This is a genomic window from Plantactinospora soyae, assembly GCF_014874095.1.
Lineage (GTDB): Bacteria > Actinomycetota > Actinomycetes > Mycobacteriales > Micromonosporaceae > Plantactinospora > Plantactinospora soyae.
The window spans coordinates 8725559-8741704 of sequence record NZ_JADBEB010000001.1 but is presented as its reverse complement, the minus strand read 5'-3'; the positions used below and the strand labels follow the sequence as shown (position 1 = coordinate 8741704).

The following is a 16146-nucleotide window of genomic DNA, read 5'->3' as shown; positions in this document are numbered from 1 at the left end:
TGGGCTACCGGGGAACTACTCCCCGGCCGCGACCAGACCGGACTCGTACGCCACGACGACCGCCTGGGCCCGGTCGCGCAGGCCCAGCTTGCCGAGGACCCGCCCGACGTGGGTCTTGACGGTCTGCTCGGCGACCACCAGCTCGGCGGCGATCTCGGTATTGGACCGGCCGCGCGCGATCAGCCGCAGCACCTCGGTCTCCCGGGGGGTGAGCGCGGCCAGGGTGGTCGGCCGAGGTCGATCCCGACCGGGCCGGGCGGCGAACTCGGCGATCAGCCGACGGGTCACCGCCGGGGCCAGCAGCGCGTCACCGGCGGCGACGACCCGGACCGCGTGCACCAGGTCGGCGGCGGGCGCGTCCTTGAGCAGGAAGCCGCTCGCTCCGGCCCGCAGCGCCTCGTAGACGTAGTCGTCCAGGTCGAAGGTGGTCAGGATGAGCACCCGGGGCCGGGCGGACTCCGGGCGGTTCCCGAGGAGTTGCCGGGTGGCGGCCAGTCCGTCCAGCACCGGCATCCGGATGTCCATCAGCACGACGTCCGGATCCAACCGGCGGGCGGCGGTGACCGCCTCCGACCCGTTGGCGGCGTCGCCGACCACCAGCAGATCGGGCTGGGCGGCCAGCAGCGCGCCGAACCCCTGCCGGACCATCGCCTGGTCGTCGGCGATCAGTACCCGGATCATCCGGCTGCCTCCGCGTCGTAGGGCAGGTAGGCGGTCACCGCGTACCCGTGGTCGCCGGTCGGTCCGGCGGTGAACCGGCCGCCGAGCAGCCGGGTCCGCTCCCGCATCCCGGTCAACCCGTGACCGCCGGTCTCGGCGGTACCGGTCGCCGGGCCGGGCGGCCCGGTCGGGTCGTTGTGGACGGCGACCGTCAGGGCCTCGTCGTCCGCGCTCACCGACACCCGGACGGTCGCGCCCGGGGCGTGCCGGCCGGCGTTGGCCAGGGCCTCCTGAATGATCCGGTACGCGGCCAGCCCGACCGCCTCCGGCACCGGCCGGTCGCCGGTCGCCGCCAGTTCGGCCGGCCGGCCCGACGCGGTGGCGACCGTCACCGACATCCCGGCTCGTCGGGCCGCCTCGACCAGCTCCGGTACCTCGGCCAGCCCTGGCTGTGGCGCGGTCTCCGGCGCGGCCGACTCGCTACGCAGCACGCCCAGCAGCCGGCGCATGTCGGTCAGCGCCTCCCGGGCCGAGCCGGCGATCGCGGTGAACTCGGCGCGGGCCGGCTCCGGCAGCCCGGTCAACCGGTACGGCGCGGTCTCCGCCTGCACGGCGATCATCGACATGTGGTGGGCCACCACGTCGTGCATCTCCCGGGCGATCCGGGTGCGTTCCTCCAGCACCGCCCGCCGGGCCTGCTCCAGCTCGCTCCGCTCGGCCTGCTCGGCCAGGGCCCGTTGGCTCTGCCGGCGCCGTCGGACCTGGTCGCCGACGATCAGGATGACCACGAAGAGGATGGCGACGCCGTGTGCGTTCGCCCGGGTCTCGACGAACAGGTACGCCGGCAGCACGCTGAACAGTCCGGCCCAGGCCGCCACCCCGGGGCCGGCACGAGCGGCCAGCACCAGCAGCACGAACAGGAAGGCGATGATCTGCACCGGGTTCCACGGCCACGCCTCATCTCTGCCCGCGCCGATGACCCCCAGATAGAGCAGCGGAGAGGCGACCCGCCAGGCGAGCAGTGGCCGGACCGGGGCCAGCACCGCCGGCAGAATCCCGCCGATGCCGAGCAGGATCGCCAGCGGCTCGGGCATCGCCCGCTCATCCGTCAGGTACTGCGCCCCGGCGATACCCAGGCCGATCAGGGCGAGCAGCAGCAGCGGGCCCAGGAACGGCCGCAGCCGTCGCCACCGCCGTCGCCACCAGCCCGGCGGGCCGATTGGCGGGGACGGCGGATAGTCCGCCCCGACCAGCAGCCGGCGCAGGTCGTCCAGTGCGCCCCGTAGTACCGCGCCGGTCGCGTCCTCCATCAAGGGCAGGGTACGGGCGCGGCGGCGTACCCGTCGTGACCCCGTGGTGGTATCCCGCCGGTAGTACCCCGGTAGCACACCGGTCGGCCCGCCCCCTGGTTACGGATTACCTGCCGGTAGCGCCTAGTCTCCAAGCCGCACGTGCGTACGTGCCCACGTGGCATGTGCCCAGCGTCCGTACCGTCCGTGAGGAGGACACCGTGGCCCGAACCGTGCTGGTGACCGGAGGCAACCGGGGCATCGGCCTGGCCATCGCGCAGGCCTTCGCCAAGCAGGGCGACCGGGTGGCGATCACCCACCGGGGCAGCACCCCGCCCGCCGACCTGTTCGGGGTGCGGTGTGACGTCACCGACAGTACCCAGGTCGACGAGGCGTTCTCGGCCGTCGAGGCGGAGTTGGGCCCGGTCGAGGTGCTGGTCAACAACGCCGGGATCACCGCCGACACGCTGCTGATGCGGATGTCGGAGGAGCAGTTCACCAGCGTCATCGACGCGAACCTGACCGCCGCGTTCCGGTGTGCCAAGCGGGCGTCGTCGAAGATGCTCCGGGCCCGCTGGGGCCGCATGATCTTCGTCTCCTCGGTGGTCGGACTGGCCGGCGGCGCCGGTCAGGTCAACTACGCGGCGAGCAAGGCCGGCCTGGTCGGGGTGGCCCGGTCGATCACCCGGGAACTGGGCAGCCGGAACATCACCGCCAACGTGGTCGCGCCCGGCTTCATCGACACCGACATGACCGCCGGCCTCTCCGACGAGCGCAAGGCCGAGATCCGCAAGGCCATCCCGGCCGGCCGGATGGCCAACCCGGACGAGGTGGCCGGGGTCGTCACCTGGCTGGCCTCCGACGCCGCCGGCTACATCTCCGGGGCGGTCATCCCGGTCGACGGCGGCCTCGGCATGGGCCACTGACTGACACAATCGCCCAGGCGCCGTCGACCGGCCGGGATCGACCCGGGTCCGGTCACGGGACGCGGGGGACCACGAGGGTATGGAGGGATCTTCACGTGTCTGGACTGCTGGCCGGCAAGCGGCTGCTCGTCACCGGTGTGATCACCGACCAGTCGATCGCGTTCTCGGTGGCGAAGCTCGCCCAGGAGAACGGTGCCACGGTCGTACTGACCGGTTTCGGCCGGATGTCCCTGGTCGAGCGGATCGCGAAGCGGCTACCCGAGCCCGCGCCGGTGATCGAACTGGACGTGACCAACAGCGAACAGCTGGCCGGGCTGGCGGACAAGGTCCGCGAGCACGTCGACGGGCTCGACGGGGTCGTCCACTCGATCGGGTACGCGCCGCCGAGCTGCCTGGGCGGCGGGTTCCTGGACGCCCCGTGGGAGGACGTGGCGACCGCGGTGCATGTCTCGACGTACTCCTACAAGTCGCTGGCCGTGGCCGCGCTGCCGCTGATGAGCCCCGGCGGTGCGGTCGTCGGGCTCACCTTCGACGCCACCAAGGCCTGGCCGGTGTACGACTGGATGGGCGTCGCCAAGGCCGGGCTGGAGTCGGCGTCCCGCTACCTGGCGATGCATCTGGGCCCGAAGGGGATCCGGAGCAACCTGGTCTCGGCCGGACCGCTGCGGACCATGGCGGCGAGGTCCATCCCCGGCTTCGAGCAGTTCGAGGACGCCTGGACCGAGCGGGCCCCGCTGGGCTGGAGCCTGGCCGACCAGGAGCCGGCGGCCCGGGCCTGCCTGGCCCTGCTCTCCGACTGGTTCCCGGCCACCACCGGCGAGATCGTGCACGTCGACGGCGGCTACCACGCCCTCGGCGCCGGCAGCTGACAGGTGTAAGGAAGGGCCCCTTCTTATCGTTTTCTGTATAAGAAGGGGCCCCTCCTAACAGTTGGGCAGGGCGGGGAGAATGGTGGCATGTCGTACGACGCCGTGGTGTTGATCTCGTTCGGCGGGCCGGAACAGCCCGAGGACGTACTCCCGTTCCTGGCCAACGTGACCCGGGGCCGGAACGTGCCGCCGAACCGGCTGGCCGAGGTCGCCGAGCACTACCAGCACTTCGGCGGCGTCTCGCCGATCAACCAGCAGTGTCGGGACCTGCTCGCCGCGATCCGGACCGACTTCGCCGCGCACGGGCTCGACCTGCCGGTCTACTGGGGCAACCGGAACTGGCACCCGATGCTGGCCGACACGGTGGCCCAGATGCACCACGACGGCGTCCGGTCCGCGCTCGGCTTCGTCACCAGCGCGTACGGCGGCTACTCGTCCTGCCGGCAGTACCTCGAGGACATCGCGGCCGCGCGGTCGGCGGTCGGCCCGGAGGCCCCGAGGATCGACAAGTTGCGGCAGTACTGGGACCACCCCGGGTTCGTCGAGCCGCACGCCGCCGCGGTGTCCGCCGCGCTGGCCACCCTCGACGCCGACCGGCGGGAAAGCACCCGTCTGGTCTTCACCGCGCACTCGATCCCGGTCACGGCGGCCGCCGCCGCCGGGCCGGAGGGCGGCCGCTACGAGGCCCAACTGCGCGAGACGGCCCGCCTGGTGGCCGAGCGGGCGGCTCCGGACCTGCGGTACGACCTGGTCTGGCAGAGCCGCTCCGGCCCGCCCCAGGTGCCCTGGCTGGAGCCGGACGTGAACGACCACCTCCGGGCGCTCGCCGCCGACGGTGTGACCTCGGTCGTGGTCAGCCCGATCGGGTTCGTCTCCGATCACCTGGAGGTGGTCTGGGATCTGGACACCGAGGCCGCCGCCACCGCGAAACAGCTCGGCCTGGACTTCGTCCGGGCCGGAACCCCGGGCACCGATCCGGGGTTCGTGTCGATGATCCGGGAGCTGGTGACCGAGCGGCTTAACCCGGCGGATACGGTCCCGCGACGTCGGCTGGGTACGCTGCCCGCCTGGGACACCTGTCCGGACGGCTGCTGCCTGCCGGTCAGGCGGCCCTGACCGACCGCACCCCGAGCCCGCGTACCCGACCCCGACCCCGACCCCGGACAGTTGACCGGCCCGGTGTCACCCGTGCATTTCCGCCCCGAACCAGGAGAGCGATGAACCAGAGCAGCCAGGAACGGCCATGACCGACCGCAAGCCGGTGGAGAGCTGGCTCACCGACATGGACGGGGTGCTGGTGCACGAGGGGCAGCCGGTGCCCGGCGCTCCCGAGTTCATCAGCCGGCTCCGCTCCTCGGGCAAGCCGTTCCTGGTCCTCACGAACAACTCGATCTACACGGCCCGGGATCTGCAGGCCCGGCTGAACCGGATGGGGTTCGACGTCCCCGAGCACGCGATCTGGACCGCCGCGCTGGCCACCGCCCAGTTCCTGGCCGACCAGCGACCCGGGGGTACGGCGTACGTGATCGGTGAGGCGGGTCTCACCACGGCGATGCACGCCGTCGGGTACGTACTGACCGACTTCGCGCCCGACTACGTGGTGCTGGGCGAGACCCGGACGTACAGCTTCGAGGCGATCACCAAGGCGGTCCGGCTGATCGACGGAGGGGCGCGGTTCATCTGCACCAACCCCGACCCGACCGGCCCGTCCACCGAGGGCGCGCTGCCGGCGGCGGGTTCGGTAGCCGCCATGATCTCCAAGGCGACCGGGGTGGAGCCCTACTTCGTCGGCAAGCCCAACCCGATGATGATGCGCTCGGCGCTGAACACCATCGACGCGCACTCCGAGACGACGGCGATGATCGGCGATCGGATGGACACCGACATCCTCTGCGGCCTGGAGGCCGGCCTGCAGACCGTGCTGGTGCTCACCGGGATCAGCACCCGGACCGAGGCCGAACGGTATCCGTACCGGCCGTCCCGGATCGTCGCGTCGGTCGCGGACCTGATCGACGAGATCTGAGCACCCACCTTTCACCCGACTCGACGCCGGTCAGCCGACAACCTCGGCACCGACCGACCGGAGCGCGTGCACCAGTACCTGTCCGCCCTGGTCGGTGAGCGTCTGGGTGGTCCACGGCTCGGTGATCGTGATCCGGTGGCCGGTGCCGAGTTCGAGTTCGGCCCGGACCGGGATGCTCCGGTTGACCCGGGCCCTCATGATCTCCTCGTACCGGATCAGCCAGTTCCGGTCGGCGATCTCCTCGACCGGCCAGCGCCGAATCAGCGTGAGCAGTCGCTCCCGCCCGTGCTGGAACGGACCGGGGTCGCCGATCAGCACCAGGCCGACGTCGAGGATCAGCAGGTCGTACTGGGCGTTGTCGACCTTGACGTTGGCCAGGCCGTCCAGCACCCGGGCACCATCGGCACCGCCACCACCCGAGGCGAGGCGGGCCGGCCCGCCCGGGCCACCGCCGCCAGGGCCGGCGGCGGGTGCGCGGCCACCGGCGGCCGACGGGCCCGGCAACCGGCCGCTCGACTCCGAGCCGAGCAGTCGGATCAGCACGCTGTCGCTCTCCTTGGTCAGCAACGGCGTCGTCCAGCCGGCGGCGAGGGAGAGCTGACGGCCGTCGGACAGGGTCAGTTCGGCCCGCAGCGGAATGGACTTGAGGATCTGGGCCCGGCCGATCTCGGCGTACGGCACGAACTGGTGCCGTTGGGCCAACTCCGCGACGGGCATGCTGTCGATCAGCCGGGTCAGCCGCTCCTTGCCGGTTTCGGACTGGTCCGGGTTGGCGACCAGGATCAGCCCGCTGCCGAGTACGAGCACGTCGTGCGGGACGTTGTTGACCTTCAGGTGGGCGAAGCCGCCCAGCACCTCGTCGGCCGGGGGCGCGGCGTGCGACGTACCCGCTGCGGGGCCGGCCGGAGATCCGGCCGCCCGGGTGGCGACGAGCGCGGCACCGAGATCGACCCCGAGCGCGGCCAGCCAGTGCCGGGCCCGGGCGGTGGTCTCCGGTACGACGGCGAGCCGGGCCAGCTCGGCCAGGTCGAGTGGTCTGCCGTCGCGGACGCCCAGCAGCTCCGGCGGGCCGGACCAGGAGTGCCGCCACTGGACGACCCCGGAACGCTGGGCGGCCAGGGTCAGCAGCGGAACCAGCATCGGCGCGAACTTCTCGGCGACTTCCCGGCGGGTGGCGGACGGCAGCAGCGGCTGGGCCAGCTCGACCAGCCGACCCGCCTCGACGAGGTCGAGCAGGGCGCCCAGGCACGGCGGCGCGGTGCCGGCGACGACCTCGGCCAACCTCGTTCCGACCCGGGCGGCGGCCCGTTCGGTGGCCGCCCCGGCGGTGATCGCGGTCAGTTCCGGCCAGGACAACACGGTCCGGCCGTCGGTGTCGACCAGCGCGGCCTGCAACTCGCGGCCGAGCAGGTCGAGTTCGGGAAGCAGCAGCGCGGCCGGGCGGTCGTCGACGGCCACGTTCCGGGCCGGGGCGCCGGCGATCGCGGCGAGTCGCTCGGTGAGCGGTGGATGGGTGTCCCACCGCGAGGGTTGGTCGTCGGGAGTCTCCTGTCGCAGCCGGGCCAGCTCCGACTGCCGGCCCGCCAGCAGGTGACGGAAGCCGCCGAAGAGGTCCTCCGGGGTGTGTCCGGACTCCCAGGCGGGTCCGACGTATCGGGAGAAGTAGAAGTCCCAGGCGGCGTCGATCACGTGCAGTTCCCGTAGCGCGTCACCGGCCGCCTGCCGCCCCGCGACCCGTACGGCGGCGCGGTCGGCTTCCAGCTCCTGACGCCGTACCACCGCGTGGTCGACCAGCAGGTACAGCCGGGCGTACCCCTTGAAGCCCCACCCGATCGGGTTGTACCGACCGATCCGGCCGATCGTTCCGCCGATCGCCAGCCGCCCCCGGTAGGCGACCGCGCCGAGCGTCGTGTGCCGCCCCGAGTAGTGCCCGAGCTCGTGCGCGAGTACGGCGTAGAACTGGGCGAGGCTCAGCCCGTACAGCAGCGGGATGCCGAGGTAGAGGTGGCGGCGCCCGGACATCAGCCCGAGCAGTCGGCTCTGCTCGACCACCGCCGCGTTCACGATCGGCACGAGCCGGATCTCGTCCGGCGGCCGGGTGCCGACCTCGGTCGCGAGGGCCCGGACCGCGTTCCACAGCATCGGCGCCTGCGCCGGGGTGACGGGTAGCCCCTCGGGTGGTTCCGGCCGGCTGCGGATCGCTCGCCAGAGTGCCAGGCCGACCGTTCCGGACGCCGCGACGAGCAGCGGCCAGATGAGTTTCAGCGCCAACAGTCCCGGTATCAGGCTGGCCAGCCACGCGCCGAGCCCGAAGACGGCGACGAGTTGGACGAGCGCGAGCAGGTAGAAACCGGCGAGCATAGCGACGGCCAATCCCGCCCGAACCGTAGCAATCATGCGACATTCCCCCGTGGTCGCGCGCTCGTTCGAGGACGGAGCGGGACGTTATCGCTTCGCACCGTGCCCCCACAAGACCCGTCGATGCCCGTACGATCCGTGCCGACCGTCTAGAGAGGACATGACCTGTGTGGCCGTTCCGTCGTGGCGCCAAATTGACCGTTCCGACGATCGACCCGGCGGCCGGTGATCCGGACGCGGCGGTGCTGCGCGATCACCTCGCGAACCGGAACTGGCGCCCGGTCCACGACTTCCTGCGTACCGTCCAGGATCCGGACGACTTCGACTGGTACGTCGACGTGGCGGCGGAGACGACGGGGTTGCAGTCCTGGATCGGTGAGTGGATCGAGGCCGAGTCCCGGTCGGCGCTGCCGGTGCTGGTCCGGGGCGCCCACGCCATCCGCTGGGCCTGGCAGGCCCGGGGCAGTGGGCGGGCCAAGGACACCTCGGCGGCCCAGTTCCAGATGTTCGCCAAGCGTCTTCAGCTCGCCGAGGACTGCCTGGACGAGGCGGTGCAGCGGGCGCCGGACGACCCCACCGGTTGGGCGCTGCTGATCGTCACCGGTCTCGGGCGGGGGTTGGGCGTCGAGGAGGCCGGCCGTCGGTTCTCGGAGGCCACCGCCCGGTACCGCTGGCACCGCGCCGCCCACCACAGGATGTTCGGTCAGCTCTGCGCCAAATGGGGTGGGTCGCACGAGCAGATGCACCGCTTCGTCGACGACACGGTGGCTGACGCGCCGGCCGGCAGCCGGCTCGGCGCGCTCGTGCCGATGGCACACATCGAACGGTGGCTTGACCTGCCCGACGGCCCGGACCGGGCGCACATGCGGCAGCCGGAGGTACGCGCCGCGCTGCACTGGGCGGCGGACCGGTCCGTCCGGCACCCCGACTACCGGCGCCGGCCGGGCTGGCCGGCTCCGCACAACAGCTTCGCGATGGCCTTCTGGCTGGCCGAGGAGTACGCCGGGGCGGCGGAGCAGTTCGACGCGGTCGGCGACCTGGTGACCAAGGATCCGTGGAACTACCTGGCCGGCGAGCCGGAGGATCGGTTCGCCCGGGCCAGGGCGCAGGCGTACCGGGAGCGGGTGTCCGTACCGGGCTGACCGGCTCGCCGTGCCCGGGGCGGTCGACCGGGGTGAATCGCCTCAGCCGATCACTCCAGCGGCCTCGGCGGAGCGCGCCGCAGCCCGCTCGGCGAGAGCGGCGGACCGGGCCCGGGTGATGGTCAACGTACCGCTGATCGCGATCGCCGCCTCGGCATGGCGCAGTGCTTTCGCGGGCAGGCCGAGCGATCGCGCGGCGCGGGCCAGGCGGGCGAGTGCCCAGACTTCGCCCATCCGGTATCCGCTTCTGCGGGCACATTCGAGACTGCGGGTCAGCACCGGAACAGCCTCGTCGGACTGCCCGATATCGATGTACAACTGACCAAGTTCCGTCAGCGCCCCGTAACGGGAAAGGTCATCGTCCATCCGTTCGTGCCAGGCCAGCGATCTCTGGAACAGTCCCACCGCCTCCTCGGACCGGCCGAGCTGGTGGTACGCCTTGCCGAGTCCCGACAGCGCGTAAGCCATGCCGATCTCCGCGCCTATCTCCTCGGCGACCTCGTACTGGCGCTTCACCAGCGGAATGGCCGCTTCCGGGCGCCGTAGGCTCAGATGGATGTGGGCGAGGTTGCCCAGCGCGCGTTGCTCGCCGAACCGGTCACCTATCTCGCGGCAGATGGACAGTTCCGCCGTGACCTGGGTGATCGCGTCGTCCTGCCGTCCGGTGTCCATGAGGGCGCCGGCGAGACTGCCACGCACGTACGCCTCTGCCGCCCGGTCACCGATCCGCACGGCGGTGCCCAGGGCTTCCTCGGCGAGCACCGACTGCTCCCGTCGGTAGCCCTCGAAGACGAAGAACCAGTGCAGGGCCAGGGTGAGGCCGACACCGAGACGCGCCTGATCATCCTGGCCGGACAACACCTGCCGGATGATCGCGACCATGTTGGTGCGTTCCGCCTCCAGCCAGCCGTACGCGTCGTCCCGCCCACTGAACCGCACCGACTCCGCGGCGATGGCCGGCACCGGATAGTGCGCGCGCCGTGGATAGACCAGGCCGTTCGCCTGCCGCGCGGTTGCCAGATAGAAGCCGAGGACCCGGCCCAACGCGGCGGCCGTCTCGTCGGCGGAGAAGAGTTCCGCGGCCAGTTCGTGGGCGAACAGCCGGACCAGGTCGTGCAGGTGGTACCGACCGGGCTCGCTCTCCTCGATCAGATGGACGTCCACCAGCCGCTGAATGATCCGATCGGCGGCCGGCGGAGCGGTGTCGAACAGCGCCGCCGCCAGGTTGACGTCGATGCTGGCCATCCGGAGCAGGCCGAGCGCGCTCAGGGCGTGTGCCGCCGCCCGGTCCCCGGGGTGCGTGCCGTTCTCCAGCGCGGCGTGGCTGACCCGGAGGCTGCTGCGCACGGCGACGTCTCCGGCCGCGAGTTCACCCAGGCGGCGCTGCTCGTCGGCGAGCCGGCCCACCAGGTGGGCGACGTTCCAGCTCGGCCTCGCCCTGAGGCGGGCGGCTGCCAGGTGCAGCCCCAGCGGCAGATGGTCGCAGAGTTCGGCGAGGCGTCGGGTGGCGTTCCGGTCGGTAGCCGTCCGGTCATCTCCGACGAGACGGTCGAGCATCGTCCGCGCCACGTCCGAACTCAGCGGTCCCAGATGCAGGTGGGTCGCCCCGTCGAGGATCGCCATGTTGGTCCGGGTGGTGACCAGGACCGCGTTGCCGCCGCTGCCGGGCAGCAGCGGGCGCAGTTGGGCCGGGGTCGCGGCATTGTCGAGCAGGATCAGCATGCGTCGGTCGGCGACCACGGTACGGAACAGCGCGGCGGACTCCTCGACGTCGCGAGGTACGTCCGCCGCGGACACCCCGAGCGCACGAAGGAACCGGCCCAGCGCGTCGGCACTGGTGAGGGGCTCGACGCCGAGAGTCGCGCCGCGAAGGTTCAGGTACAACTGGCCGTCGGGGAAGGCGGAGGACCAGAGACTCGCGGCCCGGACGGCGAGCGCCGACTTGCCCACGCCGGCCGGTCCGTGGATGACCACCACGGGGCCCGAGCCGATGAAGTCGTCCGCCTGCAGCAGGTTGCCCAGTCCGGTCAACTCGGTCTCCCGACCGACGAAGGTCGCGATGTCGAGGGGCAACTGCCGTGGCGTCGGCCCCGTGCGCGGATGCGCCACGGTGACCGGGGCGTCCTCGGACCCGGCTAGCGCCGGGTCGGCATTGAGGATTCTGAGATGCAGCTGCCGCAGGTCGGGGTTGGGGTCGACGCCGAGGTCGTCCGCGAGCAGGCGTCCCACCCGCTGGTACTGGTCCAGCGCCTCCGCCTGCTGACCGGACCGGTACAACGCCAGCATCAACTGCCCCGTCAGACGTTCGTCCAGCGGGTACGTCTCGACCAGCGATCGCAGCGTGGGCAGCAGCCGGCCGTGCTGACCGGCCCTGAGCGCGACATCGAGATGATCGAGCCGCGCCGCCAGCATCTGTTGTTGCAGCATCTCCCGGAGTTGATTCAGCCATGGTGTGTCCAGACGCGGAAAGGGCTCACCCCGCCACAGGTCCATCGCCTGTTCGAACAGGGGTAGCGCCTGTTCGTCGGGGGCACCCCGGGCCCGCTTGACCAGGTCCTGGAACCGGCGCAGGTCGATGGCGGAGGCGGCAGCGGTCAGGACGTAGCCGGTCGGTTGCCGGTGGATCGCGACGTCCTCCGCGCCCCGGAACGCCTGCCGCAGCCGGGACAGGTAGCTGTGCAGCACACTGCGGGAGCGCTGCGGCGCTTGATCGCCCCACACCCGGTCGGTGAGCCGCTCGGCCGACACGACCTGGCCCATGTCGATCAGCAGCGCCACCAGTACGCAACGCTGACGCGCGTGCCCGACGTCGATCCGGAGGTCGTCGATCCGCGCACCGGCGTCGCCGAGCAGGTGAAAGGTCGTTACCACCAGTCGCCCTTCGAATCTGTCTGGGTTGGTGCCATGCGGACCGGCCAGCCAGCACATTCAAGGATTGCACAAGTCGACATAGGAGCGAGTACGCCGGTGGCCGCGCGGTGGCTTCGACAGGTGCGTCGCTGATTACCTGGGTAGGGCGTTGACCAGCACATTCAAGGAATGGCGCAGGTTCCGGTCGGTCGGGATCAGCAGGATTGGCCAGGCAAAAGGAATTCGGCCCGGGTCGGTTCGTGAAGGCCCTGCGTGGGAGGAAGAGTTATGTGTGTGTATGGAGCCGTGCGAGTCGGCGTGCGGAAGACCAGACGAGCACTGGCCCTCACCGCGTTGGTGACGACGGTGTCCCTGATCGGTCTCGCCACCCCGGCCCCGGCGGCGCCCGGAAGACTGGGCAACGACAACGCATCGGGAGCGGTCTCCACGGTTTCCGGACTCATCAAGGTCTGTGACCTCAAGGCGGACGGAAGGCGTGCCGTCATCGAGGTCTCCAACGTGACCCGGAACTATGAGCTGGGCAGGGCCGAGGACGTCGACGGCGCCAATGGCGGGAGCGACGCCGCGTGCACGTTGACGCCGCTCGCCGCCCCGGTCCGCGCTGGCGACCTGATCTTTTTTCAGATCTGGACCCAGGATGGCGGAGGCGACAAGCCACAGTGGAACTATCTGGACGGCACTCTCTACGGCTGAGGCGATGACTTTCCAGCGTAGGCATGCGCAGTTCTGACCGGGCCGGGCACCGGGGAGGACGGGCCGCCTTCCGATTCAGTTCCGGTTGGTGACGGCCGGGCGAGGGGGTGAATCGGGAGGTGGTCCTCCGTCGCGTGTCGCTAGGCCGAGAGCGGGGCGTTACAGGCGGCGACGACGGCTCGGCGACAGGCCGCGGTGAGCGGTCGCAGCGCGGCGTCCCGCTGCTGGGCCTCGTGGCCGTTGACCGAGCCGCCGGGCGCGGCGTTCTCGGCCAGCGCGAGCACCTGGTCCAGCACGCTGGCCCGGGCGAACAGCCGGCGGGAGCGCGGGTCGAAACCGGGTGGCAGGTCGATCCCGCTGTCCGGGCGGCGCAGCGCGGCGAGCGCCCCGGCCAGCTCCGGTCGCCACTGCGCGACGTCGAGTCGGGTCAGCGCCGCGGTCGCCTCGGCGAGGGCCATCGAGAGTTCCGCCTCGGCCTCGGCCGCGCCGGGATTGACCAGCGAGGCGGCGGGGGCGTTCGCCGGCAGTGGGTACACCCGCCACAGCAGCGTCTCGAACGTCACTCCCGACCCGGAGGTGTGGCTCCGTACCTCGGGGATGACGCCCAGGTCGCGGGCCACCACCGCCTCGCCCGCGAGCAGGGCGGCGGAGGCGAACGGGCCGGGGCCGGGCAGCCCGCGCGGGTCACCGGGGGCGGGCAGCACCAGCCGGATCTCGTCGGGCGAGTGCTTGGAGAAAGCGGCCAGCGCATCCCGTAGCGGCACGTCGGTCCAGGTGCCCGGAGCGTCGGCGACGAGGTGTTCCTCGCCGCGGGCGATCTCCTCGGCGATCTCGTCGTACGACACCAGCCCGGCACGCCAGGCGCGTACCCAGGCCACGAAACGGCTGGACCGGCGCGCTACAAGAGTCGCCGCGCCCGTTGCGGGGGACATGCGGCTAGGGTACGTGCTCGGTGTGGTGGCTGTCTCGGGTGCCCGCCGGGCGGCGCGTCTACGACACTGATCGACCGGCGACGGCTAGCGTCGGCCCTCATGGGGAGGATGTACGGAGACGACGTGCTCGCCGGAAACTGGCGGCGCCGCAAGGTCGTACCCGAGGTGGAGGCCGAGCCCGATCTGGTGGTCGAGGATGCCGACTCGGGCTTCTGTGGCGCGGTGGTGGGATTCGAGTCGGGCGCGGTGGTGCTGGAGGACCGACACGGGCGACGGCGCAACTTTCCGCTCCTGCCGGCGGCGTTCCTGCTCGACGGGCGGCCGGTGACGCTGCGTCGCCCGGCGCCCGCGACGGCGGCACCGGTACGCCAGCGGACCGCGTCCGGATCGGTCGCCGTGGCCGGGGTACGGGCACAGGTGGCCAAGGCCAGCCGGATCTGGGTGGAGGGGATCCACGACGCCGCCCTGGTGGAACGGATCTGGGGCGACGACCTGCGGATCGAGGGCGTGGTGGTGGAGCCGCTCGACGGCATCGACGAACTCGCCGCGCAGGTCCGGAACTTCGGTCCCGGACCGGGGCGCCGGTTGGGCGTCCTCGTCGATCACCTGGTGCCCGGGTCGAAGGAGAGCCGGATCGTGGCGGCGGTCAACTCGCCGGACGTCCTGGTCACCGGGCATCCGTACGTCGACGTGTGGCAGGCCGTGAAGCCGTCGGCGCTCGGCATTCCCCGTTGGCCGGTGGTTCCGCCGGGACGGCCGTGGAAGGAGGGCGTCTGTGCGGCGCTCGGTGTCGCCGAGCCGGCCCAGATGTGGCGGCGGATCCTCTCCCGGGTCGACAGCTTCCACGACGTGGAGACACCGTTGATCAACGCGGTGGAACGGCTGATCGACTTCGTGACGGCGCCGTCCGGCCCCTAGCCGACCCGGTCGGGGTCGCGGGTGAAGACGAAGGTGGCGATGTCCAGCGCGGTCGCGGCGCCGGTCGGGTCGCGGCGCACCACCAGTACCTCGCCGTCGTTCAGGCCGGACCGGCCGCGCCAGCGTCCCGTGCCGTCCCGGCCGAACCGCCAGGGTACGGCCCCGCTCGGCGGTAGCTGGGCGATCAGCAACTCGTCGGTGGTCGGCTCCCAGGCCACCTCGACCTCCCGGCCCATCCACCACCAGCGGCCGGTCAGCTCGGCGATCTCCGGTACCGGCGGCGCGGACACCGGTCGCCAGGGCCGGACCGGTACGGGTTCGGAGTCGAGCACCGTGCTGAGCACCTGCCGACCGAGCACGGGCAGCGAGCCGGACCGGAAGCCGTACGAGTTGGCGAAGCCGACGACGGCGGTGCGGGACGGCCGGTGTACCGACAGTGTCGCGACGTAGCCGGGCATCGAGCCGCCGTGCCCGACGTACACCCGGTCGCCGAGCCGGTGCAGCTCCAGGCCGAGCCCGTACCCCGAGGTCCAGGAGTCGAGGTCGGAGATCGCCACCGGAACGCACATCTCGGTGAGCGTGCCGGGGGCGAGGACCTCCGGATCCGGCGCGGCGAGGAAGGCGGCCCACCGGGCCAGGTCGGTGGTGGTGGCCCAGATCTGTCCGGCCGCCGCCATCGCCCCGGTGTCGGTACGCGGTTCCTCCCGCAGCGTCCCGTGCCACGGATGTACGACGTATCCGCGCGCGAACGGCTCCGTCGCCTGGTAGGAGGTGCGGACCATCCCCAGTGGATCAAGCAGCCGGGTCCGGACCAGCTTCCACCAGGATTCCCCGGTGATCCGTTCCAACACCCCGCCGAGCACCCCGTACGCCAGGTTGGAGTAGTGGAAGGTGCGGTGCGGCGGATGGGCCAGCTTGGCGGCGGTGAGCCCGGCCAGCAGGGTGTCGAGGTCGGCTCCGGCGGAGCGTTCCCACCAGTCGCCGTCCGGCTCGCGTTGCAGCCCGGCGGCGTGGCCGAGGAGCTGGCGGAGTCGTACCGCTCCGACGGGGGTGCCGGGCAGGTGCTGGTCCAGGGTGTCGTCGAGGTCGAGTCGCCCCTCGTCGCGCTGTTGGAGCAGCAGTACCGCCGTCATGGTCTTGCTGATCGAGCCGATCCGGTACTGGGTGTCCGGTTCCGGTTCCGGGGTCTGGCCGGCGGCGGCGACGTGCGCGAGTCCGCCGTCGCGGACCACCCCGAGGATCAGCGAGGGTGCCCGGCCCACGGCCTGGGCCTGGGCGACGAGTGCGTCGATCCGGCGGGTGGTGTCGGGCAGCAGGCCGGACTCCGGCGACAGGGGGACCACGTCGGGTACCTCCTCGGGCTGGGGGACGGGGGGCGGGCCGGTCGCCGGGGGACCGGGAGGCCGGATCCGAGGGTGCGGACCGGCGGTTTCGGCATTGGTGCGCGAATCCGATCAAACACCGG

At 71.9% G+C, this 16146-nt stretch carries 13 protein-coding genes; 7 read left to right on the top strand and 6 right to left on the bottom strand.

The window, feature by feature from the left end; genetic code table 11:
* Nucleotides 1-15: 15 nt before the first annotated feature.
* Both H4W31_RS38045 and H4W31_RS38040 read right to left on the bottom strand, forming a co-directional pair.
* A complete protein-coding gene (locus H4W31_RS38045) occupies nt 16-681 on the bottom strand; it encodes a response regulator (protein ID WP_192771027.1) in 666 nt (221 codons plus the stop codon).
* Nucleotides 678-1970, bottom strand: a complete 1293-nt coding sequence (locus H4W31_RS38040; protein ID WP_192771026.1) for a sensor histidine kinase — start codon at nt 1968-1970, stop codon at nt 678-680. The genes H4W31_RS38045 and H4W31_RS38040 overlap by 4 nt, the downstream gene beginning before the upstream one ends.
* 200 nt (nt 1971-2170) lie before the next feature.
* Between H4W31_RS38040 and fabG the strand changes: the two genes are divergently transcribed.
* The 4 genes from fabG (at nt 2171) to H4W31_RS38020 (ending at nt 5767) form a co-directional block, all read left to right on the top strand.
* Nucleotides 2171-2875 carry a 3-oxoacyl-ACP reductase FabG gene (gene fabG / locus H4W31_RS38035; protein WP_192771025.1) on the top strand — a complete coding sequence of 235 codons (705 nt, stop codon included), beginning with the start codon at nt 2171-2173 and terminating at the stop codon, nt 2873-2875.
* Between the two features lie 95 nt (nt 2876-2970).
* Nucleotides 2971-3744 carry an enoyl-ACP reductase FabI gene (gene fabI / locus H4W31_RS38030; RefSeq protein WP_192771024.1) on the top strand — a complete coding sequence of 258 codons (774 nt, stop codon included), beginning with the start codon at nt 2971-2973 and terminating at the stop codon, nt 3742-3744.
* Between the two features lie 87 nt (nt 3745-3831).
* Nucleotides 3832-4860 (top strand): ferrochelatase, encoded by a 1029-nt coding sequence (locus H4W31_RS38025; protein WP_192771023.1) that lies wholly within the window; start codon nt 3832-3834, stop codon nt 4858-4860.
* A 127-nt stretch (nt 4861-4987) separates the two neighbouring features.
* Nucleotides 4988-5767, top strand: coding sequence for an HAD-IIA family hydrolase (locus H4W31_RS38020; protein ID WP_192771022.1), 780 nt, complete (start codon nt 4988-4990; stop codon nt 5765-5767).
* A gap of 30 nt (nt 5768-5797) precedes the next feature.
* On the opposite strand, the gene H4W31_RS38015 is transcribed toward H4W31_RS38020, so the two are convergent.
* Nucleotides 5798-8164 carry a M48 family metallopeptidase gene (locus H4W31_RS38015; RefSeq protein WP_192771021.1) on the bottom strand — a complete coding sequence of 789 codons (2367 nt, stop codon included), beginning with the start codon at nt 8162-8164 and terminating at the stop codon, nt 5798-5800.
* Nucleotides 8165-8319: 155 nt separating this feature from the next.
* On the opposite strand from H4W31_RS38015, the gene H4W31_RS38010 reads away from it, so the two are divergent.
* Nucleotides 8320-9267: a hypothetical protein gene (locus tag H4W31_RS38010; protein ID WP_192771020.1), complete on the top strand. Its 948-nt coding sequence runs from the start codon at nt 8320-8322 to the stop codon at nt 9265-9267.
* A 42-nt stretch (nt 9268-9309) separates the two neighbouring features.
* Here H4W31_RS38010 and H4W31_RS38005 read toward each other — a convergent pair whose 3' ends face one another.
* Nucleotides 9310-12138, bottom strand: a complete 2829-nt coding sequence (locus H4W31_RS38005; protein ID WP_192771019.1) for an AfsR/SARP family transcriptional regulator — start codon at nt 12136-12138, stop codon at nt 9310-9312.
* A 297-nt stretch (nt 12139-12435) separates the two neighbouring features.
* On the opposite strand from H4W31_RS38005, the gene H4W31_RS38000 reads away from it, so the two are divergent.
* Complete coding sequence (locus tag H4W31_RS38000; protein ID WP_192771018.1) at nt 12436-12831, top strand: hypothetical protein; 396 nt, start codon at nt 12436-12438, stop codon at nt 12829-12831.
* 140 nt (nt 12832-12971) lie between these two features.
* Here H4W31_RS38000 and H4W31_RS37995 read toward each other — a convergent pair whose 3' ends face one another.
* Nucleotides 12972-13763: a hypothetical protein gene (locus tag H4W31_RS37995; protein ID WP_192771017.1), complete on the bottom strand. Its 792-nt coding sequence runs from the start codon at nt 13761-13763 to the stop codon at nt 12972-12974.
* Between the two features lie 99 nt (nt 13764-13862).
* Here H4W31_RS37995 and H4W31_RS37990 point away from each other — a divergent pair, with 99 nt between their 5' ends.
* On the top strand, nt 13863-14681 hold the full coding sequence (locus H4W31_RS37990) for a DUF3097 domain-containing protein (protein WP_192771016.1): 819 nt from the start codon (nt 13863-13865) through the stop codon (nt 14679-14681).
* Here H4W31_RS37990 and H4W31_RS37985 read toward each other — a convergent pair.
* Entirely contained in the window at nt 14678-16015 is a 1338-nt protein-coding gene (locus tag H4W31_RS37985) for a serine hydrolase domain-containing protein (RefSeq protein WP_225947633.1), read from the bottom strand. The two genes, H4W31_RS37990 and H4W31_RS37985, sit on opposite strands and share 4 nt — an antisense overlap.
* Nucleotides 16016-16146: the final 131 nt, after the last annotated feature.

Coding starts and splice junctions, on each gene's coding strand:
- H4W31_RS37990 (WP_192771016.1), top strand. CDS start 13,863: ATGGGGAGGATGTACGGAGACGACGTGCTCGCCGGAAACTGGCGGCGC.
- H4W31_RS38040 (WP_192771026.1), bottom strand. CDS start 1,970: ATGGAGGACGCGACCGGCGCGGTACTACGGGGCGCACTGGACGACCTG.
- H4W31_RS38025 (WP_192771023.1), top strand. CDS start 3,832: ATGTCGTACGACGCCGTGGTGTTGATCTCGTTCGGCGGGCCGGAACAG.
- H4W31_RS38015 (WP_192771021.1), bottom strand. CDS start 8,164: ATGATTGCTACGGTTCGGGCGGGATTGGCCGTCGCTATGCTCGCCGGT.
- H4W31_RS37995 (WP_192771017.1), bottom strand. CDS start 13,763: ATGTCCCCCGCAACGGGCGCGGCGACTCTTGTAGCGCGCCGGTCCAGC.
- H4W31_RS38020 (WP_192771022.1), top strand. CDS start 4,988: ATGACCGACCGCAAGCCGGTGGAGAGCTGGCTCACCGACATGGACGGG.
- H4W31_RS38045 (WP_192771027.1), bottom strand. CDS start 681: ATGATCCGGGTACTGATCGCCGACGACCAGGCGATGGTCCGGCAGGGG.